The organism is Acidobacteriota bacterium (assembly GCA_016712445.1).
Classification (GTDB): Bacteria; Pseudomonadota; Alphaproteobacteria; order Caulobacterales; family Hyphomonadaceae; genus Hyphomonas.
This window is the reverse complement of record JADJRB010000001.1, coordinates 1,601,807-1,627,311: the sequence shown is the minus strand read 5'-3', so window position 1 is coordinate 1,627,311 and position 25,505 is coordinate 1,601,807. Positions and strand designations below refer to the sequence as shown.

At 64.8% G+C, this 25,505-nt stretch carries 23 protein-coding genes; 7 read left to right on the top strand and 16 right to left on the bottom strand.

Annotated features, from left to right (window positions below; genetic code table 11):
* Window positions 1-49: 49 nt before the first annotated feature.
* The 5 genes from IPK75_08280 to rpmI all read right to left on the bottom strand — a co-directional run bounded on the left by IPK75_08280 (window position 50) and on the right by rpmI (window position 2,883).
* Window positions 50-1,093, bottom strand: a complete 1,044-nt coding sequence (locus IPK75_08280) for an SMI1/KNR4 family protein (protein ID MBK8198354.1) — start codon at window positions 1,091-1,093, stop codon at window positions 50-52.
* 86 nt (window positions 1,094-1,179) lie between these two features.
* Window positions 1,180-1,929: a DUF4253 domain-containing protein gene (locus IPK75_08275; GenBank protein ID MBK8198353.1), complete on the bottom strand. Its 750-nt coding sequence runs from the start codon at window positions 1,927-1,929 to the stop codon at window positions 1,180-1,182.
* 172 nt (window positions 1,930-2,101) lie between these two features.
* Entirely contained in the window at window positions 2,102-2,263 is a 162-nt protein-coding gene (locus IPK75_08270) for a hypothetical protein (GenBank protein MBK8198352.1), read from the bottom strand.
* 12 nt (window positions 2,264-2,275) lie between these two features.
* The gene (gene rplT, locus IPK75_08265) at window positions 2,276-2,638 is read right to left on the bottom strand and encodes a 50S ribosomal protein L20 (GenBank protein ID MBK8198351.1); all 363 of its coding nucleotides are present in this window, start codon (window positions 2,636-2,638) and stop codon (window positions 2,276-2,278) included.
* A 44-nt stretch (window positions 2,639-2,682) separates the two neighbouring features.
* On the bottom strand, window positions 2,683-2,883 hold the full coding sequence (gene rpmI / locus IPK75_08260) for a 50S ribosomal protein L35 (GenBank protein ID MBK8198350.1): 201 nt from the start codon (window positions 2,881-2,883) through the stop codon (window positions 2,683-2,685).
* A 577-nt stretch (window positions 2,884-3,460) separates the two neighbouring features.
* On the opposite strand from rpmI, the gene IPK75_08255 reads away from it, so the two are divergent.
* On the top strand, window positions 3,461-6,298 hold the full coding sequence (locus IPK75_08255; GenBank protein ID MBK8198349.1) for a class I SAM-dependent DNA methyltransferase: 2,838 nt from the start codon (window positions 3,461-3,463) through the stop codon (window positions 6,296-6,298).
* 84 nt (window positions 6,299-6,382) lie between these two features.
* Here the strand turns inward: IPK75_08255 and IPK75_08250 are convergent, their stop codons facing one another.
* Together IPK75_08250 and IPK75_08245 are read right to left on the bottom strand one after the other, a co-directional pair.
* A complete protein-coding gene (locus IPK75_08250; protein MBK8198348.1) occupies window positions 6,383-7,549 on the bottom strand; it encodes an acyl-CoA dehydrogenase in 1,167 nt (388 codons plus the stop codon).
* A 152-nt stretch (window positions 7,550-7,701) separates the two neighbouring features.
* A complete protein-coding gene (locus IPK75_08245; protein MBK8198347.1) occupies window positions 7,702-8,244 on the bottom strand; it encodes a translation initiation factor IF-3 in 543 nt (180 codons plus the stop codon).
* Window positions 8,245-8,427: 183 nt separating this feature from the next.
* Between IPK75_08245 and IPK75_08240 the strand changes: the two genes are divergently transcribed.
* The gene (locus tag IPK75_08240) at window positions 8,428-10,929 is read left to right on the top strand and encodes a zinc-dependent metalloprotease (GenBank protein MBK8198346.1); all 2,502 of its coding nucleotides are present in this window, start codon (window positions 8,428-8,430) and stop codon (window positions 10,927-10,929) included.
* Here the strand turns inward: IPK75_08240 and IPK75_08235 are convergent.
* Window positions 10,926-11,576: a TetR/AcrR family transcriptional regulator gene (locus tag IPK75_08235; protein MBK8198345.1), complete on the bottom strand. Its 651-nt coding sequence runs from the start codon at window positions 11,574-11,576 to the stop codon at window positions 10,926-10,928. The genes IPK75_08240 and IPK75_08235 overlap by 4 nt on opposite strands.
* A gap of 111 nt (window positions 11,577-11,687) precedes the next feature.
* Between IPK75_08235 and IPK75_08230 the strand changes: the two genes are divergently transcribed.
* Together IPK75_08230 and IPK75_08225 are read left to right on the top strand one after the other, a co-directional pair.
* Window positions 11,688-12,917, top strand: coding sequence for an HlyD family secretion protein (locus tag IPK75_08230; protein ID MBK8198344.1), 1,230 nt, complete (start codon window positions 11,688-11,690; stop codon window positions 12,915-12,917).
* 1 nt (window position 12,918) lies between these two features.
* Entirely contained in the window at window positions 12,919-14,505 is a 1,587-nt protein-coding gene (locus IPK75_08225; GenBank protein ID MBK8198343.1) for a DHA2 family efflux MFS transporter permease subunit, read from the top strand.
* A 12-nt stretch (window positions 14,506-14,517) separates the two neighbouring features.
* Here the strand turns inward: IPK75_08225 and IPK75_08220 are convergent, their stop codons facing one another.
* Together IPK75_08220 and IPK75_08215 are read right to left on the bottom strand one after the other, a co-directional pair.
* Window positions 14,518-15,522, bottom strand: a complete 1,005-nt coding sequence (locus IPK75_08220) for a glycosyltransferase family 9 protein (protein MBK8198342.1) — start codon at window positions 15,520-15,522, stop codon at window positions 14,518-14,520.
* Between the two features lie 47 nt (window positions 15,523-15,569).
* Window positions 15,570-16,712, bottom strand: coding sequence for a glycosyltransferase (locus IPK75_08215; GenBank protein ID MBK8198341.1), 1,143 nt, complete (start codon window positions 16,710-16,712; stop codon window positions 15,570-15,572).
* A 73-nt stretch (window positions 16,713-16,785) separates the two neighbouring features.
* Here IPK75_08215 and IPK75_08210 point away from each other — a divergent pair, with 73 nt between their 5' ends.
* Together IPK75_08210 and IPK75_08205 are read left to right on the top strand one after the other, a co-directional pair.
* Window positions 16,786-17,550: an alpha/beta hydrolase gene (locus IPK75_08210; protein ID MBK8198340.1), complete on the top strand. Its 765-nt coding sequence runs from the start codon at window positions 16,786-16,788 to the stop codon at window positions 17,548-17,550.
* 88 nt (window positions 17,551-17,638) lie between these two features.
* Window positions 17,639-18,400, top strand: a complete 762-nt coding sequence (locus tag IPK75_08205) for an FkbM family methyltransferase (protein ID MBK8198339.1) — start codon at window positions 17,639-17,641, stop codon at window positions 18,398-18,400.
* A 12-nt stretch (window positions 18,401-18,412) separates the two neighbouring features.
* On the opposite strand, the gene IPK75_08200 is transcribed toward IPK75_08205, so the two are convergent.
* Genes IPK75_08200 through IPK75_08175 form a run of 6 tightly spaced genes read right to left on the bottom strand, consistent with a single transcriptional unit; the run spans window position 18,413 to window position 23,211 of the window.
* Window positions 18,413-19,228, bottom strand: coding sequence for a protein phosphatase 2C domain-containing protein (locus IPK75_08200; protein ID MBK8198338.1), 816 nt, complete (start codon window positions 19,226-19,228; stop codon window positions 18,413-18,415).
* A gap of 5 nt (window positions 19,229-19,233) precedes the next feature.
* Window positions 19,234-20,061, bottom strand: a complete 828-nt coding sequence (dapD, locus tag IPK75_08195) for a 2,3,4,5-tetrahydropyridine-2,6-dicarboxylate N-succinyltransferase (GenBank protein ID MBK8198337.1) — start codon at window positions 20,059-20,061, stop codon at window positions 19,234-19,236.
* Window positions 20,062-20,065: 4 nt separating this feature from the next.
* Window positions 20,066-20,812, bottom strand: a complete 747-nt coding sequence (locus IPK75_08190) for a pyrimidine 5'-nucleotidase (GenBank protein ID MBK8198336.1) — start codon at window positions 20,810-20,812, stop codon at window positions 20,066-20,068.
* Window positions 20,802-21,836 (bottom strand): DUF1036 domain-containing protein, encoded by a 1,035-nt coding sequence (locus IPK75_08185; protein ID MBK8198335.1) that lies wholly within the window; start codon window positions 21,834-21,836, stop codon window positions 20,802-20,804. The genes IPK75_08190 and IPK75_08185 overlap by 11 nt, the downstream gene beginning before the upstream one ends.
* The gene (argB, locus tag IPK75_08180) at window positions 21,811-22,707 is read right to left on the bottom strand and encodes an acetylglutamate kinase (protein ID MBK8198334.1); all 897 of its coding nucleotides are present in this window, start codon (window positions 22,705-22,707) and stop codon (window positions 21,811-21,813) included. The genes IPK75_08185 and argB overlap by 26 nt, the downstream gene beginning before the upstream one ends.
* Window positions 22,708-22,752: 45 nt before the next feature.
* Window positions 22,753-23,211, bottom strand: coding sequence for a GNAT family N-acetyltransferase (locus IPK75_08175; protein MBK8198333.1), 459 nt, complete (start codon window positions 23,209-23,211; stop codon window positions 22,753-22,755).
* A 174-nt stretch (window positions 23,212-23,385) separates the two neighbouring features.
* On the opposite strand from IPK75_08175, the gene IPK75_08170 reads away from it, so the two are divergent.
* Window positions 23,386-25,503: an acylase gene (locus tag IPK75_08170; GenBank protein ID MBK8198332.1), complete on the top strand. Its 2,118-nt coding sequence runs from the start codon at window positions 23,386-23,388 to the stop codon at window positions 25,501-25,503.
* The last annotated feature ends 2 nt before the right edge of the window (window positions 25,504-25,505 follow it).

Sequence of the window (25,505 nt, the reverse complement as noted above, 5' to 3'; positions counted from 1 at the left end):
GGGTGTTTAGCGATGTCCGTGCCCGGCGCCAACCCCGCGGGAAGGCCGGTCAGGCTGGCTCATAATGGCGCAAGGCGGCGAAAAAGGCGTCGAAGTCCTTCCACCACAGAATGGGTTCCGGCTTTCCGTCGACGTCAAAGCGACCGAAATCGCCATATCCGACGCGCGGGGGGCCCGGCCGCGTATAGTCGAGGAACAGAAGCTCGAGGTTCCACTGGGCGAGCACGATGCGCGCCCGGTCGTCCGGCCCGCGCACATCGACGCCGACCTCCCAGTCGATGTTCTGCGGAGCCGCCAGCGCGTCCCAGGCCGTCTCGAGGGCCGCCGAGGCGTTCAGCTGGCTGTCGATGCCGAATGGCAGGAGCACGTCGTCGATATGGTCCGGCGCGGTGACGCCGGGGCGCAAGGTGCAGAGGCCGTTGACGAGGCCGCCGTCGCGCTGGTGGTAGAGCGCGATGAGCAGGTCCGGCAGCGCGCGGCCAAGGCGGGCCTCCAGCCGGGTGATGTCGTCGTCGCCAAGGCACACCGGCGTGCCGGTACGCGTCTCGCGGCCCGGATAGCCCGCCTCGACCAGCACATCGGCAAAGAACGTCTCGACCCGCACCGGTTCGCCGGACACGATGATGCGGCCTTCCTCCTGGGGTTCATCCTGATCGAGACCGAGTTCCGAGGCCCAGAGCGGGAAATAACTCGATGGCTTGCCTTCGATCCGGTCGATGTAGAGGCCCAGCAGTGCGCCGAGGGCGCCCGCCGCCAGGGGCCAGATGGCGTCGCCGGGTGCAAAGGCAGCGACGTTCACATCCCCTTGGAACAGCGCGCTGAGGCCGAAGCCGATCAGGTAGACTGCCGAACAGAGCAACAACTGCACGCCGAAGTCTGCGGGCAGCTGCAACCAGTAGAGGCCAAGCTTTCCGGTCTCGCGCGCGTGACGCCAGGTGCGCAGCTGGCCGAACTGGAACGCGGCCGTGAAACCGGCAGCAAGGAAAGGCAGGATCCAGGGCGAACGCTGCATCAGGCCGGTCGCCAGCGCGAAAACAACGAGGCCAAGGCCAAGCACGATGCGCAGGCGGGAGACGCGCGCGGTGTTCGCCATGACAAAGCCTCCGGGGACAGGGTTCCAAGGAGGCTTAATTCAGCCGCCCGCCCTGTGCCAGCCGGCGTATCAGCTTTCTGGCCGGATCAGTCCCACCAGAAGTACCAGGACGTGGCATCAATCAGCGATGCAGCAAGGTTTTCGAGCGTGCCCTCGCCCTGGTCGACGATGTCGCTGCAATAGGCGTACTGGAGCGCCGCGACTTCCAGCGCTTCCTCGCGCGTGCGGATCGGCCGGGTAATCTGCAACTCGATCACGTCGAAGGCCATCGTCACCAGGCGGGCGCCGTATTTTTCGGCCCAAATCCGGTGCAGCAGCACATGCACCGCGGGATCCGGACAATCGTTCCAGCCGCCGAACCGCAGGTGTGCGGAGGTTTCCCACCACTGTGCCACGGGCGCCGGACTGAGCGCCACAACCACTTCCGGCAGGTGCTGGCCGGTGAGGATGTCGCGCACGCCCATGAAGCCGCGCTGGGGATCGGCCGCGTCCGGCCAGGGTCCACGTTCCGGGCCCGGGACGTCGCCGGCAAGGTCGGGGTGCGCCTGCTCGAAGCGGGCTTGCATCGCGGCCTTTTCCGCCAGCCAACTCTCAACGGTCAGCCCGGCGGCGCGGGCCAGCGAGAGATCGGCGGGCGGCATATCGGCGAACACTTCGAATTGAGTGACGAGGTTGTCCGGCGCCGCGAGGATGACGGCGTGGGCATCCGGATGGGTGCGGTGCATCCGGAAGACGAAATCGAGCGCTGCGCTGCCGGGCACCATCGCGAAGGGGACCGGAATTTCGACGCCCGCGCAGGGTGTGCCGGCAGCGTGAAAGTCAGGCAGGGGCGGCATGGGCCGGTCCGGCCGCTTGAGGAGACGGTCTAGCCAGGATCGCCGGTCATCAGTCATCCGCTTCCCTTTCGCGCGTCCGGAAAGGATCAGGGGAAGCGGCACGGCGCGCAACCCGAAAAAGAAAAGCCCGGCCGCCGGGGCCGGGCTTTCAGGCTGCCATATGGCAGAAAAACTAGGCGCGGGCCGCCTTCTTGCGGGCATTGCGGGCCTTCTTCGTGTTGCCGAAGATGCCGAGATTTGCACGCTTGGACAGGTTTGCGGTCCATTTCGAGTTGCGGCGCTTGACGCGCGGCTTCTTGCTCGGGTGCAGGACGCTGCTGGGGGACTTGCTCATGTGTCGGGTTCCTTAAGCGAGGGCAGCTTTGGCCTGGGAGACGAGGGCGCCGAACGCTTCCGGTTCGCGCACCGCGAGGTCGGCCATGACCTTGCGGTCAACTTCGATGCCGGCCTTGGTCAAGCCATTGATAAAGCTGGAATATGTCAGGTCTTCGTCATGGATGCGGACAGCCGCGTTGATGCGCTGGATCCAGAGCGAGCGGAACTGGCGTTTCTTCACCTTGCGGCCGACATAGGCATACTCGCCGGCTTTCCAGACGGCGGCGGCGGCGTTGGTGAAGGTATTCTTGCGGCGACCGCGGAAGCCCTTGGCCTGCTTCAGGATCTTCTTGTGGCGGGCGTGGGCGGGTACTTTGGCGCGTGAACGGGGCATCGGGGCCTCCTGTCAATTCGTGTTCAAGATCAATGGGTTGGAAGTTACAGGCCGTACGGCAGGTACTTCTTGACGCGGGACTCGTCCGCCTTGGCGCCGACGGAGGTGCCGCGGTTCTGACGGATGTATTTCGAGTTGTGGCTGATCAGGCGGTGGCGTTTGCCGGCCACGCCGTGCTTCAGTTTTCCGGTCGCGGTGATCTTGAACCGCTTTGCAGCGGCCTTCTTGGTCTTCATCTTCGGCATGTTTTTCTCCTCAAACTGTAGAGCTCACACCAGTTCTGGCGGCCCGGAATACACGGACTGGGGGCAATGCCGTCGCCCCGGAGTCCGGCAAGAGGCGGCTTATGACGGAGCGGCGCGCAGGAATCAAGGGGGGTGCTGATGCGGGCCGCGCGCCTGTGGAAAACCGGCCCTGACACACTCCACAACTACTCCAGAAATCGGGTGTAGAGGATGGAGTGTTTTCGCGTGTCGGGGGAATTCAAGGAAGCACCTCTCAAGGCCTGAAAATGGCCTTCAGGCGGGCTTCTGCCTCCTCGGCGGCGGCACGGTAAGCGTCGGCTTCCACCGCAGTATGCGCGTCCGGGAACGCGCTGCGGGTTACAAGAATAATTGTGCGCTTGTTCACTCACTTGAGTGCTGGTCTGAAATTTTGGTGCGATGAAGGCTGAGGTAGATTTGCGGACCCGGGAAACCGGGCCCGACGACGTCCCGGGGGTGATGTGGGTCGCTGGGGGCATTGGAGGTTTGAGTGGGACGGTTGCCAACGCAAGGGTGATCGCGCAAGCAGGTGTCAGACGCCAAACTGGAGCGAGCGACCTTGCGACTGAGCTGGAATGAAATTCGGGCGCGGGCGGCAAATTTCGCGCGCGAGTTTGCGGATGAGACCTACGAAAAGGGCGGCACCCAGACTTTTTACAATGCCTTCTTCCAGATTTTCGGCGTGAAGCGACGCTCCGTCGCCGTGTACGAGCGGCGCGTGCAGAAGCTGTCCGGCAATACCGGCTTCATCGACCTGTTCTGGCCGCAGGTGCTGCTGGTGGAGCAGAAAAGTGCAGGACGAAACCTGTCAGCAGCGCGTGTGCAGGCTGAAGACTACTTCCTGACACTGAAAGAGAACGAGCGACCGCGCTACCTCCTCGCCTGCGACTTCCAGACCTTTGACCTGCACGACCTTTCGGAGCGCACCTCTGTAAGCTTCAAGCTGGAGGACCTGCCCGATCATGTGGAGCGCTTCGGCTTCATCATGGGCGTGCAGAAAGTTGCCTTCAAGGACCAGGACCCGGTCAACGTCCGCGCCGCCGAACTGGTGGGCGAGCTGCATGACAAGCTGGAAGAGGCCGGCTTCAAGGGCACCGACCTTGAGAAGTTCCTTGTGCGGATCGTGTTCTGCCTGTTTGCGGACGATACAGGCGTGTTCCAGCCGAGGAACCTTTTCCTCGACTGGCTGGAAGAACGGACGGCAGACGACGGCCACGATCTTGGCGCCAAGCTCGCCGAACTGTTCCAGACGCTGGATACGCCGGAAGACGCGCGCGGCGCGCTGCTGGACGAGGACCTAGCTGCCTTCCCCTATGTGAACGGCGACCTATTCAAGGGCGCAACCCGGATACCCGCGTTCAATGCCGAAATGCGGGAGGCGCTTCTGGCGTCCAGCCGGTTTGATTGGTCGCCGATCAGCCCGGCGATTTTCGGCAGCCTGTTCCAGTCGGTGATGAACAAGGAAGAGCGCCGCAAGGCGGGCGCGCATTACACGACCGAGAAGAACATTTTGAAAGTGATCAACCCGCTGTTCATGGACGGGCTGCGGGCGGAGTTCGCTCGGATCAACAATCTCAAGCGCGGACGGGACGCAGAATTGCTTGCCTTCCAGTCGCGGCTTGCATCGCTGAACTTCCTCGATCCCGCGTGCGGGTGCGGAAATTTCCTGATCATTGCTTACCGCGAACTACGGCTTCTCGAAATTGAGTTGGTAAAAGCGCTGTATACTGACGTGTTTAACCGCCCCGGATTGACGCGCTCCGACTACCAATTTAGCGCAGCCAGCCTGTCCAAGGTGGATGTGGACCAATTTCATGGAATTGAGATCGGTGAATTTCCGGCGGAAATCGCCAGTGCCGCGATGTGGATGATGGACCACATTATGAACAATGAATTGAGCCGCACCTTCGGCCAGAACTACGCCCGCATTCCGCTGAAGAAATCCGCCAATATCGTGCACGGGGATGCGCTGGAACTTGAGTGGGCGGATGTTATTGCGCCGGACAAGTGCGACTATGTGATGGGGAATCCGCCGTTTATCGGCGCGAAAATGCAGTCACAGCTACAACGCGAACAAGTGCGCGACACCGCGCGGCTGGGCGGCAGCGGGGGCACACTGGATTTCGTGGCGGCATGGTTCCTGAAGGCGGGCGAGTTCGTGAATGCCGCGCCACGCCCAAGAGGCATTGCTTTCGTCGCCACCAATTCGATCACGCAGGGCGAACAGGTGGCGCAACTCTGGCCGCTACTCTTCGAGCGCTTTGGACTTGAGATTGCATTTGCGCATCGGACCTTCGCATGGGGATCGGACGCGCGCGGCAAGGCGCATGTTCATGTGGTGGTCCTTGGGCTGACGAAGCAGTTGGACGAACCAGAAGTGAAACGACTGTTCTCCTATTCAGATGTCAATGGTGAGCCAGGGGAAACGGAACACGTTGCGATCAGTGCCTACCTCGTCGGACTTTCAAGCAAGACGAATAGGCAAGTGGTTATCGCGGAGACGAATGCCCCAATTTGCGAAGCGCCAAAAGTCATTATTGGCTCTAAACCGATCGACGGTGGATATCTGATTCTCGAAAATGAGTCAGAAATAGAATCGCTCAATCTATCAGAGTTGCAAAAGAGCCGAATGGTTCGGCCATACGTCGGTGCGCAAGAATTTTTGCAAGGCAAGTCCCGATGGATATTAGCGCTCCAAGACATTGAACCAGCCGAACTACGTGACGCCCCAAAGGTAAAAGAGCGCGTAGCATTGGTGCGGCGCTATCGACTGGGAGAGATTGGGCATAAGCAAAGATCGTCGAACAACAAGCAAGAGCCCGGCATTTCGTCTGCTGCATTGGCCCAAACACCAACTCAGTTTCACGTAACAGTTATTCCGACCACGCCATTCCTTGCTTTGCCAGAAGTTAGTTCAGAGCGACGACAGTATGCTCCTTTCGGCTGGTTAAAACCGCCAATCATTCCATCAAACAAATTGAAAGTGACAGAGCACGCAGAGCTTTTTCATTTCAGCACGTTGCAAAGCAGCATGCACATGGCTTGGATGCGGGCGGTAACCGGACGCATGAAATCAGACTACATGTACTCCGTAGGCGTCGTTTACAACACTTTCCCCTGGCCCGACCTCGACGACAAGGCGAAGGCGCTGCTCAATAAAGCCGGGCAAGACATCCTTGATGCGCGCGCGAACCATCCTGGCGCGACGCTGGCGGATCTGTATGATCCCGATGCCATGCCGCCGGACCTGCGCAAGGCGCACCGGGCGAATGACCTGGCGGTGGATCGGCTCTACCGGAAGAAACCTTTCGAGAGCGAGCGCGAGCGGGTGGAGTTCCTGTTTGCCCGCTATGAGGCGCTGCGCGCGCCGCTGATGGCGAAGAAGGGGAAGAAGTAAGGGGGGCGTTCCATTTCGCCAGCCCCCTCCGTCTGCTTCGCAGCCACCTCCCCCGCAAGCGGGGGAGGATGAAGGCGTAGCGGGTCAATGGCCGAGCGTCTCTTTCTTGATCTTCTTGGCGAGGGACCATTTGTGGACCTCGGTGGGGCCGTCATAGATTCGGAAGGCGCGGACTTCGCGGAAGAGTTGCTCGACGATGGTGTTGCGGGTGACGCCCTGGCCGCCCATCACCTGCACGCAGCGGTCGGCCACGCGGAACAGCGCCTCGGAGACGGCGACTTTCGCCATCGAGCTTTCGACGTTTCCATTCTCGCCGCGGTCGAGCGCGTCGGCGCACCAGTCGATCATCAGCTCGGCCTGTTTGAGGTCGATCTGGTTTTCGGCGAGCATGAAACCGACGCCTTCATGGTCGATCAGCAGCTTGCCGAAAGCGTGGCGCTTGCATGCATAGGCCGTGGCGATTTCCTGCGCGCGGGTGGCGACGCCGTGCCAGCGCATGCAGTGCGAGAGGCGCGCGGGCGCTAGGCGGATCTGCGCGAAGCGGAACCCCTTCCCCGGCTTGCCGAGCATGTCGGCGGCGGGCACGCGGAGGTTATCGATCAGCACCTGTGCATGGCCGCCGGGCATGGAGGAATCGATCGTGTCGAGCAGGAACTCGATCTTGATGGCGGGGTTCGGCAGCTCGACGAGGAACATGCAGGCGCCCTCCTCAGCCTTTGCCATGACGATGCCGACGCCGGCGCCGTCTGCGCCGGTGATGAAGGTCTTGCGGCCATTGATGACCCAATGATCGCCGTCGCGGACAGCGGTCGTCTTCATCATCGAGGGATCAGAGCCGGCGCCGTCTTCTTCGGCGGGCTCGGTCATGAAGAAGGCGGAGCGCGCTTCGCCGGAGACGAGCGGCTCGAGGAAGCGGGCGCGCTGGGCATCGGTGGCGACCTTGCCGAGCAGGAACATGTTGCCTTCGTCCGGCGCGCCGGTGTTGCAGGCGACGGGGCCGAGCGGCGAGAGGCCGGATTTCTTCAGGACGTGCGCGGTGGCGCGCTGGGTGAGGTGGCTGCCATCGGCGAGGATGTGAGGCGTCATCACGCCGGCCGCGCGGGCCTTGGTGCGCAGTTCCTTCACGAGGTCCGGCGAGGGGCCGTGGTCTTCGAGGCGGGGATCGCGTTCGTAAGTTGCAACGACGTCGCGCACGAACCGCTCGACGCGCTCGCCGATCTCGATTGCCTTTGCCTGATCGGGGTATGCCATGCCGCGCTCGCCTCTTGTCCGCTTTTGCCGGGCGCACCTATGGCACCGGATCGGTCAGGAGGCACCTGTCGAATTGCGGAGGTGACGCGGCGTCCGGCAAACAAAAACCCCGGCGCGGAGGCCGGGGTTTCGTGTCTGGTCAGCGGATGCGCTCAACGCGGCGCCAGCACCATCGTCATCTGCTTGCCTTCGAGCTTGGGCTCGAGTTCCACTTTCGCGGCTTCGGCAAAGTCCGTCTTCATCTTCTCGAGCAGTTCCATGCCGAGATGCTGGTGAGCCATCTCACGGCCACGGAAGCGCAGCGTGATCTTCACCTTGTCGCCCTCTTCAAAGAAGCGGGTGATGGCGCGGGCCTTCACTTCGTAATCGTGCGTGTCGATGTTCGGCCGGATCTTGATTTCCTTCAGCTCGGACGACTTCTGCTTCTTCCGGGCGGCGGCCTTCTTCTTGCGTTCCTCGAAACGCAGCTTGCCGTAATCGAGAATCTTGACGACCGGCACTTCCTGGTCGCCGGAAACTTCCACAAGGTCGAGAGAGGCTTCGCGCGCGGCATCCAGCGCAGCGGCGAGGGGCATGACGCCCTGCTTTTCGCCCTTTTCGTCGATCAGCAGCACGCGAACGGCGCGGATCTCTTCATTGATACGGGGGCCGACCTGCTTTTTGGCGGGGGCTTCGGCTTCTGGTCTGCGAGCTATGGGACGTCTCCTGGGATTGTTGATAGCGGCGTGAATATGCCCGTGTTTGGGCGCATCTTCAAGGCGGGATGCTTTGGCGCGGGCCGCGCGGCAAGGCAACCGGCAATCTCGGGCCAGCCTGCGTTGCCCTTCGGCGAGGGATGGGCTTTGGTAGGCGCTTTACAGCATTTCCGGGGGCCGGCCATGAGACTTTTCGCAATCCTTGCTGCAGTTTGCCTGTGGCTCAGCCCGGCCGCCCTGGCGAAGGACGAGGCGGCGAGGCCGAAGTCACTGGCCGAGCGGGTCGAGGGGCTGCAGGCCGTGCCCGGCTTCCTTGACCTCTATGTCGACCCCGACACCGCCCATGTTTATGCCGCCCTGCCCGCGCCCGGCGCGGACGGGGTGAGCGTGCGGTTCATCTACACGACCGGGCTGACGGCCGGGCTGGGGTCCAATCCGATCGGGCTTGACCGGGGTAATGCCTCGGGCGGCGACATCGTCCGCTTCCGGAAAATCGGCGACCGGGTGATCGCGGAGCAGGAGAACTGGCGCTACCGGGCCTCGTCGGGCCGGGCCGCTGAAGAGAAATCCGTCAAGCAGAGCTTTGCGACCTCGTTCCTCTGGTCGACCGGCATCGAGGCGAAGGGCGCAGACGGCCGCCTGCTGGTGGACCTGACCGGGTTCCTGACGCGTGACGCGGCTGACCTGGGCGCGGCGATGGCCTTCGGCAAGGACGCCGGCAGCTACAGCCTCGCCGCCGACCGGTCGCTGCCGGATCCGGCCAGCGTATTGTCGTTTCCTGACAATAGCGAGATCGATGCATTCCTGACTTTCGAGACATCGCGGCCGAACGCACAGACGCGGGCGACCGCGGCCGACGCCCGCGCGGTGACGCTGGTGCTGCACCATTCATTCGTGCGCCTGCCCGAGGAAGGCTATACGCCGCGCGAATTTGATCAGCGTACGGCCAGTATCGGAATGGGGTACTACGACTTCTCCAATCCGTTGGGCGATTCCATCGTGTCTCGGCTGGCGCCGCGCTTCCGCCTGCAGCGGGTCGACCCGGCGGCCACGTCCGGCCCGGTCACGAAGCCGATCGTGTTCTATGTCGACAATGGCGCGCCGCCGGAAATCCGCGATGCGCTGATCGAGGGCGCGAGCTGGTGGGCGAAGGGGTTCGAGGCGGCGGGCTTCGAGAATGCCTACCGGGTGGAAGTGCTGCCGGAGGACGCGCATCCGCTGGACGTACGCTATAATGTGATCAACTGGGTGCACCGGCAGACGCGCGGCTGGTCGTATGGCGGAAGCGTGCAGGACCCCCGCACGGGCGAAATCCTGAAGGCGAACGTCATCCTCGGCTCGCAGCGTGTGCGCCAGGACCGGATGATCTTCGAGGGGCTGGTCGGCGCCGGTGCGACGGGTACCGGCAGCGCGGACGATCCGATCACGGTGTCGCTGGCGCGCATCCGCCAGCTGGCCGCGCACGAAGTGGGCCATACGCTGGGCTTTGCACACAATTTTGCGGCGAGCACAAACGGGCGCGCCTCGGTGATGGACTACCCTGCCCCGTGGGTGCACCCGAAGGCGGACGGCACGCTGGATTTCTCCGATGCGTACGGCGTGGGCCTCGGCGCCTGGGACCTGTTCACGGTGAAATGGCTGTACACGGAGTTCCCGGGCGGCGGCGATGACCGCGCGGCGCTGGATGCGATGGTGGACGCGGCGTATGGCGCCGGCCTGCGCTTCGTCTCGGACGATCACGCGCGCTCGGTGGAGACCGGCCATCCGTTCGGATCGGTGTGGGACAATGGCGCGGACCCCGTGGCGGCGCTCGACGAGACGATGGCGGTGCGGCGCATTGCGCTGAAGAATTTCGGGCCGGGCGCGCTCGCTAAGGGCCGGCCGACCTCGGACCTGAATGCGGTAATCGTGCCGATCTATCTTTACCACCGCTACCAGGTGGAGGCAGCGGCGAAGTTCATCGGCGGGCTGGATTTCCGGTACGCGGTGACCGGGGATGGTGACGCGGCCGCCCGGCCGGTGGCGCCGGACGAGCAGCGGCGCGCGCTGGCGGCATTGGTGCGCACGCTTGCGCCGGGCGATCTGGACCTGCCCGACCGGGTGCTGAACGTCCTGACGCCGGGCGATGTCGGCTATGCGGGCGGCGGCGTTGAGCAGGAAGTGTTCCCCGGCCAGACGGGGCCGGTGTTCGACCTGGCGGTAGCGGCCGATACCGCCGCGTCGCTGACGCTCGGCGCGGTGCTGGAGCCGTCGCGCGCCAACCGGGTGATGGCCTATGCGCAGCGCAGCAGCGCGGCGATGGGCCTGCGCGAGGTGCTGGATACGCTGGACGAAGGCGTGTTCGCGCCCGCCGGCGATGCGCGGCTGGCACCGCTTGCCCGGATCGTGCAGGCGCGCCTCGTGGCGCAGATGATCTCGCTCGCCCGCAGCGAGATGGCCTCTCCCGGGGTCGGCGCGGTGGTCGACGCGAAACTTGCGGCCATGCGCGACCGCTTTGCCAAGAAAGACCGCTCACGGACGGATGAGGAGGCAGCGCACCTGGCTGCGCTCGGCGCGCAGATCACGCGGCACCTGTCGGGCGCGGAGCTCGCGCCACCGATTGCCCGGGCCGTGCCTGAGGCCCCGCCGGGCAGCCCGATCGGCGCGATGGGGCAGTCGGAGGAATGCTGGTTCTGCGCGAACTAGCGCGGCTGCAAGCCGTAGAGGAAGATGTTGACGGCGGTGCGCACCGACACCTTCACTTCGTCCGGTCCCGGACGGAACTCCGGATTGAGCAAGGCGCGCGTGACGAGGCCCGAGCGGGCGAGCGAGATGAACAGGTAGGCAGCCTCGAACGGGTCCTCGAGCTGGATCTCGCCAGCGGCCGCGCGGTCGGCGAGGTATTGCGCGAGCGCCGAGCTGACCCGGTCCGGCCCGGCCTTCTGGAAAGCGACCGCGACTTCGCCGTGCTTGGCGCCGAGGCCGATCAGCAGGCGGTAGAGCTCCAGCGATTGCGGCTCGAGCAGCTTGGTGACGAACTGTTCCGCGATGCGGGTCAAACCGCTTTCGATCGGGGTGTGGGCGGACAACTCCACCATCATGGAGTCTGACAGCGACTGGGTGCGCTCGCGGATCATGGCGAGGAAGAGGCCCTGCTTGTCGCCAAACTGGTTGTAGAGCGTGGTGAGCGACCCGCCGGCGCGGTTGACAATTTCGGCCATGCTGGCGGCGTCATAGCCCTGCTCGAGGAACACCTCGAGCGCCGCCTTCAGGAAGGCTTCGCGCCGCAGGTCGCCCCGGCTTTTCGGCGGCTCAGGCGCCGACTCAAGCGTGTGAACAGGCTGTTTAGACATTTCCGCCTTCCAGTAATTGACATTACACTTTTACTAGCTAAGTGTAATCAGAATTACAAGCCCTCGTACGAGTGGTGGAGCCTCCCCGTGAAACACGCCCCTAACATAAAAATGTTGAACCGGCAGCCGGTCGAGCCCCCCACCGAAACCACGAATGAGCCGGCAGCGGCGCCCGCTGAGACCGCTTCCTCCCCGGTCCTGGCTGCCATTGGATCGTACCGGCCTGACCGCCGGACGTTGCTGATGGCGCTGGGCGCCCTGCTGGCCATCTTCGCCCTCTGGAAAGCCATCGACTGGTGGACGACCGGACGCTTCGAAGTGAGCACCAACAACGCCTATGTGCGCGCCGAGATCACGTCGATCTCGCCGCGTATCCAGGGATATGTCTCCAAGATCGCGGTCACCGACAACCAGGCCGTGAGGGCGGGTGACTTGCTGATCGTGCTCGAGAATGCGGACGGTGCGGCGAAACTCGCCGAGGCCGAAGCCGCGCTGGCCCAGGCGAAATCCGATGCGGCGCAGGCGCGGGCCCAGCTGGCGGCCCAGCGCAACCTGCTCGTCTCGGCGCAGACGCAGCTGCAGGCTCAGTCCAACAAGCTGAATGAATTTGCGGCAGGTAAGGAAGCCGCAGCGGCGGATGCCAAGCTGGCGCAGGACGAACTTGAGCGTGACCGCGACCTAGCCGCCAAGGGCCACTATCCGCAGGCGCGCGTAACGACCGCAGAAACCCAGACCGAGGCCGCAAAAGCGGCGCTCGACCAGGCCAGTGCCGCCGTCGTTTCACAGCGCAGCCAGATTGCGCTCGCCCGCGCCGGCATCAGCCGCGCGGAGAGCGATGTGATGGCGGCTGAAGCCGCCGTTTCGAGCGCCGATGCACGTGTCGCGGCTGCCGAGGCGCGCGTGGCGTCTGCCAAGCTGGACACCAACCGCGCCGAAATCCGCGCGCCGATTGCCGGGATCGTCGCGAACAAGACGGTGTCGGAAGGCCAGTTGCTGAACCCCGGCCAGCAGACGATGGCGATCGTGCCGGTCGAGAAGGCCTATGTGGTGGCAAACTTCAAGGAGACGCAGGTGGCGCGCATGCATGCGGGTCAGCCGGTTGAACTGACGGTCGATGCCTATCGCGGCCTGAAGGTGCACGGCACGGTCGATTCGATTGCGCCAGCCTCCGGCGCGCAATTCAGCCTGATCCCGCAGGACACCGCGACCGGCAACTTCACCAAGATCGTGCAACGCATTCCGGTGCGCATTGCCCTGTCGCCGGATGCGCTCGAGACCGGCCTAATGCGGCCCGGCCTGTCGGTCGAAGCGACCGTTTCGGTCAAGCCGGCGCGCGGCTGACATGAGCGACGCGACGTCCGTCTCAGGCGCCGTGCCTGGCACGGACGCGGACCAGAAGGTTCCGATCACACTTCACATCGGCTTCTTCGCGATGGTGATCGGCATGTTCATGTCGATCCTCGACGTGCAGATCGTTGCCAGCTCCATCCACGAAATCCAGGCCGGCGTGTCGGCCAGCGGCGACGAGATCGCCTGGGTGCAGACCGCCTACCTGATTGCCGAAGTCGTCGGCATTCCCCTGTCCGGTTTCCTCAACCGCGTGTTCGGCATGCGGCGGCTGTTCCTGATGTCGGCCGCCGGGTTCACGGCAGCGAGCGTACTCTGCGCCGTGTCGTGGGACCTGCAATCGCTGATCGTGTTCCGCTGCCTGCAGGGCTTCATCGGCGCGGCCATGGTGCCGACGACGATGGCGGCGGCGTTCACGCTGTTCCCCGGCGGCCGGTCGATGACGCAGCAGGTGATGGTCGGGATGGTGGCGACACTGGCACCGTCCATCGGGCCGACGCTGGGCGGCTGGGTGACCGAACACATGAGCTGGCACTGGCTGTTCCTGCTCAACGTGCTGCCGGGCATCGCCTCGCTGGTGCTCGTCTACATGTTCATCCCGCGCAAGAATGGCGACCTCGCGCTGCTGAAGCGCATCGACCTGCTGAGCCTCGCCGGCATGGCCCTGATGCTCGGGTCGCTGGAATGGGTGGTCGAGGAGGGCCCGAAACAATCCTGGTTCGAAAGCCGCGAGATCATCGCAGGCACGATTGTCTGCTTCTTCTCGGCGGTGATCTTTTTCCATCGCTCGCTGAACAGCGACACGCCTGTGGTGGACCTGAAAGTGTTCCGTGACCGGAACTTTGCATCAGGCGCGCTCGTGGGCGCGGTGATGGGGATCGGGCTCTACGGCTCAATCTACATCCTGCCTCTGTTCCTCGGCCAGGCGCGCGGATTGTCGTCGCTGCAGATCGGCCAGATCATGAGCGTGTCGGGCGTTGCCATGTTCTTTGGCGGGCCCATCGCCGGCGCGCTGACACGCCGGTTCGACCCGCGCTATGTGGTAACGGCCGGGTTGCTGCTGATCGGGACGGGCACGTTCCTGAACTCGCAGATGACCGCACAGACCGGCTTCAGCGAGCTGTTCCTGCCGCAAGTGATGCGCGGCATGGGGCTGATCATGACGATGGTGCCGACGACGACGCTGGCAATCGGCATGTTGAAGCCCGAACTGGTGGCGAATGCGTCGGGCATATTCACCTCGATCCGCAATCTCGGCGGCGCCATCGGTATTGCGCTGCTGAACACGCTGATGCTGCACTTCAAGTCGCTGCACGAGCAGGAACTGGCGGCCGGCATGGACCCGTCGCGGCCAGAGGTTCAGGAATACCTGCGCGGCACGACCGCAGCGATGGAGGCGGCAGGCGCCAGCGATCCGCAGGGTCTCGCGATTGCGCAGCTGGTCCTCAGGATGCGGCATGAGGCGCTGATCATGACGTTCAACAACCTGTTCTTCTGGATGGCGATGTCGTTCGTGCTGGTGCTTGGCGCGGTCATGCTGCTGCGCAAGCCGGTGAACATGGCGACCGGGCCCGCGCACTGAACGGCCGCGGCGTCAGCCTTTCACGAAACCCAGTGCACGGATCGATTGCCACACGTCGTCGACGCTGAGCTCCTGCAGCGTCGGAGCGCTGTTGACGATTACAGGCTTGGGCCCGCGCGGGGCGGACTGGTCGGGATTGCTTTCGGTCGTCGCGAACAACGCGATGCCGGGCGCGCCCGCGAGCGTGGCCATATGCATCGGGCCGGTATCGTTGCCGACGACGAACTCGGCCGTTTCGGCAAGCGTGACGATCTGGAAAAGGTCCGTACGCGTCACAAGGCTCTTGGCGCGCGGTTCGCGCCGGACGATCTCGTGCGCGATCTGGCCTTCGGCGGTGCCGCCGATGATGGCCGGCTGGATGCCGGTATCAGCGATGCGCTTGGCGAGCGCGGCGTAGTTCTCCACTGGCCAGCGCTTGGCCTCACGGTGTTCGGACGCGCCGGGGATCAGCAGCATGTAAGGCTGCGTGAGATTGAAATAGGCCGGGTTCAGGCGCGGTGTGTTGCCGAGCTTGGGGCGCACCCAGCCGAGATCCGGGAACGGCGCGCTCTTGCCGAGCCAGCGGCCTTGCGGGGCGACGCCGGCGACTTCCAGCTGCTCGGCGAGCCGGTCGATCGAGTGCATCGAGGCACGGGCGGGGTTGTCGTGGAAGAAGGCCGCCTTCTCGTGGTGGCCGGACCAGAGCGGCGCCTTGCCGCCGCGCTGCAGCGCGGTGAAGTAGTTCTTGGTGCGTCCGCTGGTCTGGAAATCGTAGATGACGTCGTAGCGGGCCTTCTTGATGCGCTGGATCAGGGCGGCGGTTGGCTTCAGGCCTTCCGGCCGGCCATCCGTCTCAACCGCGTCGACATACGGGCAGACCTTGGCGAATTCCTCGAAGGGCGGGGTGGTGAGCAGCGTTATGCGGGCGGAAGGATGGAACTCGCGCACCGCCCGCATGGCCCCGAGGGCGAGCACGAAGTCGCCGAGCGCGCTGAGCTTGATGACCAGCACTTCCTTCGCCTGGGCGCCCGGGTTCACCGGGCTGGAGGTTTTCGTCCGCGCGCTGGTCAATTCCTCAAATTCCCCTACTCCAGCAAGCGCTTATAGACGCCAAGCGTCGCCGCCTGAAGCCCCCTTTTCGAGAAGTGGCTGGCAACATAGGCGCGGCCCTCGCGGCCCATGGAGGCGCGGGCGACCGGACCCAAGGATAGCATGGCCCGGATAGCCCCGGCGAGAGCGGCTGCGCTGCCGGGCTCGGCGCGGGTCCCGGTGACGTATTCGACCACCGTTTCGCGCGCGCCGCCATGATCTGAAACGATCACCGGCCGGGCCATGGCAGAGGCTTCGGCGGCGACCCGGCCGAAGGCCTCCGGGCGGGTGGACGGGGCGAGCACGAGGCCGGCGGCGAGGTAGGCGGCGGGCATGTCGGTAACGTGCGGGACGATGCGCGCCGATCCCGTGAGTCCGAGGGCGGCGATCTGGTGCTCGAGTTCGGAGACGTAGTCGTCGCGGCCCTGGGCATCGCCGGCGAGAATGAGCACCAGCCCGGCGCGCTCTTCGGGGGCCAACAGGCCGAGCGCCTGCAGGGCGAGGCCCTGCCCTTTCCAGCTGGTCAGGCGGCCCGGCAGCAGCAAGACGAGACGGGCGTCGCCCTCAAGGCCCCAGGCCTGGCGCAGCGCCTCGATGCGCGCCGGTGCAACAGCCTCCGGCGCGAAGGCCTCGAGGTCGACCCCCCGCGGGATGGTGACGATGCGGGCGGGGTCGATCTCATGGACCTCTGCAACATGCGCCGCGATCCATTGCGAATTGGCAATCACGAGGTCGCCCTTCGCCATGACCGAATTGTAAGCCTTCTTGAGGCCGGACGTGCCTGAATAGGCACCGTGATAGGTGGTGACGAAGGGCACGCCTTCCGCCTTGGCCGCGGCCCAGGCGGACCAGGCCGGGGCACGCGAGCGAGCATGGACCAGACTGACGCCCTGCTCGCGGATGATCTGGCGAAGCTTGCCTTCGTTCAGCTTGATCGTCACCGGGTTGCGGCTCTTGGCATCCATGCGCAGCAGCTCGCCGCCCAGGCGCGCGAGCTCCGGTTCCAGACGGCCACCCTTGCTGGCGACGAGAGCGCGTCCGCCGGCCTCGACGATCGCCTCGGTGACTTCGAGGACCGTGCGTTCCACGCCGCCCGCCGAAAGTTCGGGGGCGACCTGGAGGATGGTTCGCCCGGTCAGATCTGGTAATTCGCCCAATACGCGGCCCGCCTACTCGCTTGACAGGCGAGACAGATGGCGGAAGGCAACCTCCATGACAACGGACTTTTTCACTTCCCCCGAGGGACGCCGCCTCGCCTTCCGCAAGACCGCTGCGCCCGCAGGTGGCGTGACGTTCGTGTGGCTGTCGGGCTTCAAGTCGGACATGAGCGGCGGCAAGGCGATGGCCGTGGAGGCCTGGGCCAAGGCGGCGGGGCACGGCACGCTGCTGTTCGACTATTCCGGACACGGCCTGTCCGACGGCGCCTTCGAGGATGGAACGATCAGCGCCTGGCGCGCCGACGCGCTGGCGGCGATTGATACGCAAACGGACGGCCGGTTGGTGCTGGTCGGATCCAGCATGGGCGGGTGGATGGCGCTGCTGGCGGCGCTGGCGCGGCCGCAGCGCGTGAAGGGGCTGGTGTTGATCGCGCCGGCGCCGGACTTCACCGAGAAGCTTATGTGGCCGGAATTCACGCCGGCGCAGCAAGCGGAGATCATGGGAGAGGGTTTCACGCTGCGTCCGTCCGACTACGGAGAACCCTACCGGATCACCCGCGCCCTGATCGAGGATGGGCGAGCCTGGTCGATCCTCGACGGCAACATAGAGTTCGATGGCCCGGTGCGCATCCTTCAGGGCATGCGGGACCCTGATGTGCCATGGGGCCACGCGCTGGCGCTCGCGTCAGCGCTGACGACCGGGCAATTGTTGTTGACCCTCGTCAAGGACGGCGACCACCGCTTGTCGCGCGACAAGGACATCGCGCGCCTGCTGGCAGCTTGCGAAGAAGTCGCAAGCGGAACCGCTCCCGTAGCCTGACTCGAAATTAAATCTGCGAAGTGAACAGCACCGTTGCAATTTGCGCAGCTTCAGGTGAAGTGAGCCCGGTCTCAGGGGTGAGCTATATATGATCGGTGCGGACGACGCATTGTTGCCGAGCGGGCGAAAGACCGCCTTCGAAAAACTATTCAAGTCAGTGTTTCACCCGGTCCGGGCCGAAATGAACGACGGCGCAGCGGAACTGGGCATGCTGCAATGCCTGATCCCGCCCGGGAGCACGACCATTGATGTGGGCGCCAATGTCGGTGATTTCACGCGCCGGCTGGCCGAGTTGTCAAAAGGCGGCCTCGTGATTGCCTTCGAACCGCAATCGCTGCCCAGACTGGTACTGTCCGTCACTTCCTTCGTACGCCGCCGCGCCAACATCATTGTCCTGCCGTTTGCGCTCGGCGCACCGAACGGATCAGGTGATGGACTCGTGGTCCTGAAGGTGCCTGTCAAATCCAACCGGAACATCGGCATAGGTCTGGCGCATATCGGCGACGAAGCCGATCTGGCAAACAGGTTTCAGATCAAGCGAGAGCTTGTGTCGCTCCATGCGCTCGATACGATCATGGCGCATATCAACTGCGCGCCGGTTTCGCTGATCAAGATTGATGTCGAAGGCGGCGAACTGGATGTGTTGCGGGGAGCGGAAGGACTGCTGCGCCAGCACAAGCCGGCGATCCTGTGCGAAATTGACAATCGGGAAGGCCGATTCGGGATCGGCAAGCATGAGCTCGCAGAATTCCTGAAAGCGCTTGGTTACGTGCCGCGCCGGATCTCTGATCTGTCGGAATTGCCGTGGTCGGCGCTTGACAAGAACACAGTCTTTACACTGAGCGAATAGCCGGATCCAAAATCAGAACCTGACCAGCACAGCCGCCGCATCGTCGCGCGCCTTGAGGCGGACACTGTGCGGCGCGGTCTCGTGCTGCCGAAGCGCGCTGACTGAGGTCGCCAGACCGTCCCGCAGGGCGCGGGCCAGCAGGCTTTCGGGCGTATCGAGTGCGTAGGGTTCAACAAACCGGAAGAAGCCGTCGGTCATCAGCAGGACATGCGCGCCGGGCGGAAGTTGCACCCGCCGGACATGCAGGTGCGCGGCGGCAGCCGGGTTCAGCGAGATCAGTCCGCGCTCGGGCGCATTGGCAGCACGGCGCTGGGCCTGCAGCGTGCGCCAGCGCTCGTCTCCCGACATCGCCAGCATGCGGGCGGCCTCGCGCGTTTCGTCGCCCGCCTTCTCGGCTGTACCGATGAGCTGCGTGCCGCCGGCGCCGGTCTGCGCGATCGCGAAACAGTCTCCCGCCCAGACGAATTCGCATTCGTCCGCGATGCGGCGAATCCACATGGCTGAGGCAATCGGCAACGCCTCGCCGGGCAAGCTGGTAAGCGGCAGCTTCGACTGGCGAGCAGCATCGGCCGCAACATCCGTCAGCACACGGCCGAAATAGTCTTTCGCGCCTTCGCCGGCACCTGGCCCCTCCATCAGGCGCTGCGACACGGTTTGCGCGAGCCAGGCGGCGCCGCTCTCGCCCGGGAAGGGCTTCAGGTCCGTTGCGTCGGTTGCGCCATCAATCACCCAGGCGCGGCCGGCTGCCGCGTCATGCCCGAAGCGGTCGTCTCCGGTCTTGCCGGGCGTGCCGGGATCATTGATCCAGTCGAGCACTTCGATGGGCATGAGGCCTAGTCGCGCAGGAGTTCGTTGACGCCGGTCTTGGAGCGGGTTTGCGCATCCACCGTCTTGACGATGACAGCGCAGGCAAGCGAGGGGCCGCCTTTGGGATCGGGCAGTGTGCCCGGCACGATGACGGAGAAGGGCGGCACCTTGCCATAGATGATCTCGCCGGTCTGGCGGTTCACGATCTTTGTCGACTGAGTGATGAACACGCCCATCGCGAGGACCGAGCCTTCGCCCACGACAACGCCTTCGACGACTTCCGAACGCGCGCCGATGAAGCAGTTGTCTTCGATGATGGTGGGGTTCGCCTGCAGCGGCTCCAGCACGCCGCCGATGCCGGTGCCGGCGGAGATGTGGCAGTTGGCGCCGACCTGCGCGCAGGAGCCGACCGAGGCCCAGGTGTCGACCATCGTGCCTTCACCGACATAAGCGCCGATGTTGACGTAGGACGGCATCAGGACCGCGTTCTTCGCAATGTAGGCGCCGCGGCGCACGGCAGCCGGCGGCACGGCGCGGAAGCCGGCGGCCTTGAATTCGGTGGCGCCCCAGCCTTCGAATTTCGACGGCACCTTGTCCCACCAGTTGCCACCGCCCGGCGTGCCGCCGATGGCGCCGTTGGCATTCAGCCGAAACGACAGGAGCACGGCTTTCTTCAGCCACTGGTGCACGGTCCAGGTGCCATCCGGCCCGCGCGTCGCAACGCGTGCTTCGCCCGCGTCGAGCAGGTTGATCGAGGCATCGACGGCGTCGCGGACTTCACCCTTGGTATCCGTCGAAAGCGTGTCGCGTGCCTCCCAGGCAGCATCGATTACACGGGCAAGGGCGTCAGTCATCGCGTCAGTCTTTCTCTATCGGGCCGGGCCTGGGCCGCGCCGAGTCGAGAAACCCGGCGAGGTCGCCGGTGATGTAGTCGATGTGGTCTGCTCCGTCACCCCCGAACACGTCCCCTGCCCCGGCGGGACGCGCCTCAATCGGCTCGTGGCTCCAGTCCTTTTCGGAGTGCACCAGCACGGTCGTGAAACCGAGCGACTTGGCCGGCAGGAGATTGCGCGCGAGATCCTCGAAGAAGGCAGCGCCCTGCGGCTCGACCTTGTGGAGCTTGCAGAACCCCTCATAGGCGGAGAGGTGCGGCTTCGGGGTGAACGCGCTCTCCTCGATGCCGAAACTGTCGTTGAACAGATGCGCGAGGCCCATCTTTTCGGTCACGCGCTCGGCGTGCCGGCGCGGGCCGTTGGTGTAGATGAACTTGCGGCCCGGCAACGCCTCGATCGCTGCGCGGAGCGCCGGCAGGTCCGGAAGCGGCGACAGGTCGATCTCGTGCACGTAGTGAAGGAATTCTGCGGGATCGAGACCATGCTCGGTCATCAGGCCCGAGAGCGTCGTGCCGTAGGTGGCATAGTAGTGCTTCTGCAGCTTGCGCGCCTCGAGGCGCTCAAGCCCGGTAAGGCGGGCGACAAAATCGGTCATCCGCGTGTCGATCTCGGCGAACAGGTCGCACTCGGCGGGATAGAGCGTGTTGTCGAGGTCGAAGACCCAGTCTGCAACGTGGGCCATCTGCGGGGTGGGCAGCAGTTTAATCGCCATTCGCGGCCGCGTCTGTGAAATCGCGCTCGAAGAACTCGTAGACGAGTTTGCGCTCGGTCGGTGCCGGTGTGCGGGCGAACAGGGCTGTCCGGTAGGAGCTGCTTTCGCAATTGTCGCGACCCGGAATGGCAAACTTGGCGCGGCCGACGCAGAAGGCTTCAGAGGCGCGTGACAGGGTGCGCAGGCCGGTCGGCTCTTCCATTTCGGCATAGACGAAGTGTTCCGAACCCCGCAGCGGCCGGTCCACGACGCGGGCGCAGCCGCCTGCCTCAATGCGCCACCAGCCACGGCTTTCCCAGCCCTCGGTGCTGCGCCGGGCAATGGCACTCCAGATGCGGTTCTTGGTGCGGTTGCACAGCGTGAAGCCGACGCTGCGGCTGCGCTCGTCGGCGGCCTGTTCGAGATAGTCGATCAGATCGGCGTCGGTCGTGTCGGCGGGCAGGCCCTTGAGCTTCAGGAAGTCGTTGATCGCCGAGCGGGTGCGCCCGCCGATGAAGCCGTCGATATTGCCCGAGACGATGCCCGCCTCATCGAGCAGGCGCTGGAGGCCGGCGTTGCGGGCATTGTCGAGCGACCAGTTTTCGATCTCGGTGAAATTGTTCGACCATTTGGCCGCCTTGATGTCGACCGGCCGGAAACCCTGCGCCTCGAGTCCCATGGCCGCGCAGTCCGGCGGGCTTTCCAGCGAGAAACCGCCGGTCGGGTCGACGCACAGTTCGTGCTGGCCGCCCCATTCGCGCCCGCCGCCCTGGTGGGCGGAGGAGCCCCGGCCGTAGAGGTAATGGATGCCGGGCGTCAGCGGGCCCGGAAGGGCATTCTTGCAGGTGCCGGGGGGCAGCTTGGTCCAGCCATCCACCGACACGCCCGTGCCTTGGGCGTGACCGACTGCGGCTTCGATGATGTAGCTGGTGCGGTTGCACAGCTCCCACCCGTCTTCGGCCTGAGCACGGGCCGGCAATGCCAGCGCCGTGAGGGTGGCAACCACGAGGGCTGCGGTCCTAAGAAACAAGCGTTCCAGCGCCATGTTCAGTGAACAGCTCCATGAGCAGGGCGTGCGGCGCACGCCCATCGAGGATTACCGCCGCCCCGACGCCATGAATCACGGAATGTGCTGCCGTTTCAAGTTTTGGAATCATACCACCTGCAGCTGTGCCGTCCGCGATCAGGCCCGGGATGTCCTTCACGGCGATCTCGCGGATCAGGTTTTTCTGCTTGTCGAGCACACCTGCGACATCGGTCAGCAGCAGGAGACGGCTGGCGCCGAGGGCTGCGGCGACCGCGCCGGCGGCCGTATCGGCGTTGATGTTATAGCGGGCGCCGTCTTCGCCGATGCCGACCGGGGCGACGACCGGAATGAGGTCTGCATCGGAATCGCGCAGCGCCTTGAGGACCGCGACATCGACATGTTCGGGCTCGCCGACATAGCCGAGATCGACGATGCTCTCGATGTTGCTGTCGGGATCCTTGGTCGTCTTGGTGGCCTTGCGGGCGCGGATCAGGTTGCCGTCTGCGCCGGACAGGCCGACCGCCTTGCCACCGGCCGCGTTTATGGCTCGCACGATGGATTTGTTGATCGGGCCGGAGAGGACCATTTCGACGACTTCCATAGTGGCATCGTCGGTGACGCGCAGGCCGTCCTTGAACTCGGACTTTATGGCGAGCTTGGCGAGCATCGCGCCGATCTGGGGGCCGCCGCCATGGACGACGACCGGGTGGACACCGAGCAGCTTCAGCAGGACCACATCGCGGGCGAAGGCCTTGGCGAGTTCCGGATCGACCATGGCATGGCCGCCGTATTTGATCACGATGGTCTGATTGTCATAGCGCTGCAGGTAGGGCAGCGCCTCGGACAGGGTGCGGGCCGTCAGCTGGGCCTGAGACTGGGCGTCGGTCATGGGGCCGGTGTCTAAAGCGTTTTGGCAGCGCCGCGCAATGCCCGATCAGCCGAGGGCAAGACGCATGAACACGCTGTGCGGATCCTCGACATAGTCGCCGAACGGGCCGCAGGTTTCGAAGCCGTGGGCGGCATAGAGCGTTCGCGCCGGGATGAAGGCGTCCATCGAGCCGGTTTCCAGATACAGCGCGGAATAGTTGCGGCGCCGCGCTTCGGCGAGGATGTGCGCGAGAATCTGGCGGCCGAGCCCCCTGCCCCTAAGGGCCTGGCGGGTGTGCATCGACTTGATCTCGCCCGTGCCGTCGCCGAGGTCCTTCAGCGCGCCGCAGCCGAGTAGCGCGCCGTCGTCCCAGATGCTCCACACCGACACGGACGGCTGGCGCAGGCCGTCGATCGGCAGGAAATGGCAGCTCTCGGGCGGCGAGGCAGCGAGCATGGTGCCGGCATGGATGGCAATTAGATCGGCGATCTCGGCGCCGGTCAGGTCATCGGGGCGTATTTCGATCATTGGGCGCAGCCTGTCAGGAACGCTCTGGCTAGACGAGCCGCGGGCGGTGTTCAAGCAGGCCCGCCGCGTGCAGGCGACAAGCGCCGCATGAGCCGGTAGAGATGACGGAAAACAAGGCAGAGGGGCAGGACATGAAACGCATTATGGGCATCTTGGGCGCCGTGCTCCTGCTTGGGCTGGCCGGGCTGGGCGCATGGCTCTGGCATCCGCTGGGCGGTCAGCCCCCCGGCAGCCTCCCTCGCGGCCGCTGCGGCCAATTATGATGCCGAGATCATCCGCGACAGTTTCGGTGTGCCGCACATCTACGGCGCGCGCGACGCCGACACCGCGTTTGGCCTCGCCTATGCGCATGCGGAGGACGATTTCGAGACGATCCAGGAGACCGTTGCGGCAGCGCGCGGTGTGCTGGCGCGCTACCGCGGCAAGGACGCGGCGCCGATTGACTATATCGCCTCCCTGCTGGGCGTGTGGGAGACGGTTGATGCCCGGTATGACGCTGACGTGCCGGCGGATGTGAAGGCCATGGCAGAGGGTTATGTGGCCGGCCTCAACCTCTACGCCTCGGAGCATCCGGAACAGACATGGGCGGGCCTCGCCCCGTTCCGGGCGGAAGACGTTGTCGCGGGCTTCATGTTCAAGACGCCGTTCTTCTATGGCCTGGACGACACGCTGCTGAAGCTGTTCGGCGAAGACTATACGCAATCCATTGCGCTGGATCCCGCCGGCCCGAAGAAGGCGTTTCTCCTGGCGCCGCGCTCGGCCAGCGAACGGGGGTCAAACGCCTTTGCCGTTTCGCCGGCAAGGTCCGGCGACGGTGTCACGCGCCTGGTGATCAACTCTCACCAACCCCTCACCGGACCGGTCGCCTGGTATGAGGCGCAGGTCACGTCCGGCGAGGGGCTCGACATCACGGGCGGGCTGTTCCCGGGTACGCCGGTGATCCTGCACGGGTTCAACAAGAACCTCGGCTGGGCCAACACCGTAAGCGCGCAGGACCTCGTAGACACGTTCGTGCTGACGATCAATCCCGACAACAAGAACCAGTACTGGCTGGACGGGAAGTGGACCGATTTCGAGATCACGCAGGCGCGCATCAACGTGAAACTGGCAGGCCCGTTCGCGTTCCCGGCGACGCGGGCGGTCAAGCGATCCGTGCACGGACCGGTGATCGAGGGACCAACCGGCACCTATGCCATCCGCTATGCGGGCATGGGAGAGATCCGGCAGCTGGAACAATACTACCGGCTGGGCAAGTCTGCGGACATGAACCAGTTCATGGGCGCCATGGCGATGAATGCCCTTCCTTCGATCAATTACGTCTACGGCGACAAGGACGGCAACATCGCCTTCATCCATAATGCACAGTACCCGGATCGCAACGACGCTTGGGACTGGGCGGGCGACCTGCCGGGCGACCGCTCAGATATCATTTGGCAGGGATACCGCGCATGGGACGCGGTGCCGAAACTCATCAACCCCGCCTCGGGCTTCATCTTCAACTCGAACAATACGCCCTATTCGGCGACGGACGGCCCCGACAACCTGAAGCCGGAAGACTTTCCGCAATCGATGGGCTTGCAGACGAACCAGACCAATCGCTCACTGCGCGTCATGGAACTGACGGGCGACGGCGACCCCATCGACGAGGCGCGCCTGCTGGCGATCAAGTTTGACAACAGGTATGCGCAAGGCTCGGAAGCGGACGCGGTGGTCAAGGCCGTGCTGGCGGCCGACTGGTCAGGTGAACCCGAAATGGCCGAGGCGGCCGCGCTGCTGGCAAGCTGGGATTATGGCACGGACGCCTCCAGCCGGACAGCGGCGCTGGGCAGCCTGACCACGCAGCGCGCGATCACGGAGAAGTACACGCACGTCAAGGCGCCGCCACCCGAGACAGCCTTCCGCGAAGCGGTTGCCTGGCTGAAACTGCACCACGGCCGGATCGATCCGGAATGGGGCGAGGTGAACCGGCTGGTGCGCGGCGCCGTGAGCCTGGCGATCAGCGGCGGACCGGACACGCTTCGGGCCGTGTACCCGAAGGAGATACGCGACGACGGAGAGCTGCACATGTCGGCGGGCGACACCTGGATTGCGCTGGTCGCGTGGGACGCCGAGGGCCGGCAGACGGCCCGCGTGATCAGTCCTTTCGGCAGCGCAACGCTGGACGCCTCGTCGCCGCACTATGCCGATCAGGCACCGTTATTCGCCCATGAAGACTGGCGCACGGCGCTTCTGACAAAGGCTGGTGTCATGGCGGATGCGACGCGCACATATCATCCGGGCAAGGACTGACG